At 72.8% G+C, this 2,351-nt stretch carries 2 protein-coding genes; one reads left to right on the top strand and one right to left on the bottom strand.

From position 1 onward, the window contains the following. Positions 1-924 (top strand): DMT family transporter (locus FPZ41_RS46120; RefSeq protein ID WP_152870830.1); only part of this gene is annotated, 924 nt, incomplete at its 5' end. 15 nt (positions 925-939) lie between these two features. Here the strand turns inward: FPZ41_RS46120 and FPZ41_RS46115 are convergent. After that, positions 940-2,271, bottom strand: a complete 1,332-nt coding sequence (locus tag FPZ41_RS46115) for an aminotransferase class I/II-fold pyridoxal phosphate-dependent enzyme (RefSeq protein ID WP_322621589.1) — start codon at positions 2,269-2,271, stop codon at positions 940-942. Positions 2,272-2,351: the final 80 nt, after the last annotated feature.

Raw genomic sequence — 2,351 nt, 5'->3', positions numbered from 1 at the left:
GCCCAGGCCCCCACCCAGACCCCGGCCGCCGCCGAACATCGCCGTCCGTCCGTCGACTGGCGCATCCGCTTCGGCTTCCTCGCCCTCATCTGGGGCTTCAGCTTCCTCCTCATCAAGGTCGGCACGGAGGGCTACGCCCCCTTCCAGGTGACCTTCGGACGGCTGTTGTTCGGGACGGCGGTGCTCGCGGTGGCGATGGCGGTGAAGCGGGAGCGGCTTCCGCGGGGCGCCCGCACCTGGGGCCACCTCACGGTCGCGGCCCTGCTGCTGAACGCGCTGCCCTTCTCCCTCTTCGCCTATGCGGAGCTGACGATCCCGTCGACGCTCGCGGGCATCTGCAACGCGACCTCGCCCCTGTGGGGCATGACCCTGTCACTGGTCGCGCTCTCCGAGGACCGGCCGACGCGGGTGCGGGTCGCCGGGCTCGGGCTCGGCTTCCTCGGCGTGCTCACCGTCCTCGGCGCCTGGCAGGGCTTCAACGGCCTGGACGCCTCGGGCACGGCGATGGCTCTGCTGGCCTCGCTCAGCTATCCGATCGGCTGGATCTACGTCCGCCGCACACTGGCGGGCTCCGACCACTCGAACCTCTCCCTGACGGGCGCCCAGTTGCTGCTGGCCACCGTCCAACTCGCTGTCGTCACCCCACTGTTCACGTCCCTGCCCGCCAGTTTCCCGGTGCTGCCCCTGCTCGCGATCGTCGCGCTCGGTGCCCTGGGCACCGGTCTCGCGATGCTCGTGCAGTACGGCATCGTCGCCGAGGTCGGCCCGACCACCGCCCAGATGGTCACGTACTTCATCCCGGTGATCGCCACGGCCGCGGGCGTCGCGATCCTCGGCGAGTCGCTCACCTGGTCCACTCCGGTCGGTGCGGCGATCGTGCTGGCGGGCGCGGCACTGACCCAGGTGAAGCCCCGTACACGATGAGCGCTTGACGGGACGTCACACATAACGCCGAGCGGGCGCCGGGCGGATCGCCGAGGCCACGGCGTCCGCCACGGGCGCGATCTCGTCCTCGGTGAGCGTGGACACCGTGATCCGGATGCCGGGCGGCGCGCTCAGACGGAAGCGGGCGCCGGGTGCCACGGCCCAGCCCGCGTGCAGCAGCCGGGCGACCGCGCCGGTCTCGTCCGGCACGGGGACCCACACGTTCATCCCGCTGTGCCCCCGCGCCGCCACCCCGCGGTCCGCGAGCGCACCGATCAGCGCGTCGCGCCTTCGCCCGTACGCTCCCGCCACGGCCCGCGCGTCCACGGCACCGTCGGCCCACAGCCGCACCACCGCCCGCTGCACCAGCCGGCTCACCCATCCGGGCCCGAGCCGCTGCCGCCCTCGCACCCGGTCCACGGTCACGGCGTCGCCGGTGAGCACGGCGAGCCGCAGGTCGGGCCCGTAGGCCTTGGCGACCGAGCGGACGAAGGCCCAGTGACGCGTGACGCCCGCCAGCGGGTGGAGGGGCTGGTCGACGATCCGGTGGCCGTGGTCGTCCTCGATCAGCAGGGTCCCCGGGTGGTCCGCGAGCACGGACCGCAGGGCACGCGCACGCGTGGCGGTCACCGCGGCGCCGGTCGGGTTCTGCGCCCGGTCCGTGACGATCAGGACACGCGCCCCGGCCTCCAGAGCGCGGCGTACGTCGTCGGGGAGCGGCCCTTCGTCGTCGACACCCACAGGGATCGTGCGCAGTCCGAGCGCCGGGGCGAGGTCGAGCACACTGCCCCACCCCGGGTCCTCGATTGCCACCGTGTCGCCCGGCTTGAGGTGCGCGGCCAGGACGCGCTCGATGGCGTCGAGCGAGCCGGAGGTGACGGTGACCGGTCCGTCCGGCACGCTGTCGGTGTCCAGATCCGCGCGCGCGATCCGTGCCAGATCCGGCTCGACGGGGGCCTGACCGTAGAGAACGGGAGCGCGGTCACCCTCCTCGGCAGCCGCCGCGAACGCCTTCGCGAGCGGCGGGAGCAGCGCCGGGTCCGGATTGCCGTCGGCGAGGTCGCGTACGCCTTCCGGTACGTCCACCCGGATGTACTCGCGCCCTGTCGTGGCCGGCTTGGACCGCACCCGGCTGCCGCGGCGCCCGGCGGTCTCGATGACCCCGCGCTCACGCAGGGTGCGGTAAGCGGCTGCGACCGTATTGGGATTCACACCCAGCTCGGCCGCCAACTCCCGCATCGGCGGCAGCAGTTGCCCCGGCTCCAACTGCCCCGCACCGACCGCACGCTCGACGCTCGCCGCAATCTCTGCTGCGCGACGCCCTTCGATCCGATACTCTCCTAGCACAAAACAGATTATGCACTAGTGCAATGGAGACCGCAATGCAGGGGACCCCGCAGCCGACCTCGCCCCCCACCGCCTACACC

This window comes from Streptomyces acidicola (genome assembly GCF_009377235.1).
GTDB lineage: Bacteria > Actinomycetota > Actinomycetes > Streptomycetales > Streptomycetaceae > Streptomyces > Streptomyces acidicola.
The sequence above is the reverse complement of the archived record's forward strand: the minus strand, read 5'-3'. Positions and strand labels throughout refer to the sequence as shown.